This window comes from Staphylococcus sp. EG-SA-2, assembly GCF_017152085.1.
This window is the reverse complement of record NZ_JACYHC010000078.1, coordinates 1-562: the sequence shown is the minus strand read 5'-3', so window position 1 is coordinate 562 and position 562 is coordinate 1. Positions and strand designations below refer to the sequence as shown.

Genomic DNA, 562 nt, shown 5'->3' with positions numbered 1-562 from the left:
TTACTTTAATAACTTGTTTACCAAAGTTATCGCCAGTAAATAAATTTTTAAATGCATGTGGCGCATTTTCAAAACCATCTTCAATGGTTACTTGTGACTGAATTTTACCTTCTTGAACCCATGTTGCAAGCTGTTCACTAGCTTCTTTAAAAGCATTAGCGAATTCACTTACCAAGAAGCCTCTCATCATTACTTGCTTCTTAATAAGCGTACCTTGAATACGTGGTCCGATATCTGCTTCAGGATGATTATATGACGAAATTGCGCCACATACTGGTACACGTGCAAAACGATTTAAATGCTTAAATACTTCATCGCCAACTGTTCCACCAACATTTTCAAAATAAACATCAATACCATCTGGTACTGCTTGTGCTAACGCTTCTGCAAAATCCTCTTTCTTATAATCAATACCAGCGTCAAAGCCCAGTGTCCCTGTTAAATAATTTACTTTTTTGTCGCCACCCGCAATACCTACTACACGGCAACCTTTAATCTTAGCAATTTGACCTACAACTGAACCTACAGCACCAGATGCAGCTGAAACCACAACAGTATCACC

At 38.3% G+C, this 562-nt stretch carries 1 protein-coding gene; it reads right to left on the bottom strand.

Features of this window, described 5'->3' with window-relative positions:
- On the bottom strand, positions 1-562 hold a 562-nt coding region (locus tag IDG60_RS27115; protein WP_206160366.1), incomplete at both ends, for a zinc-binding dehydrogenase.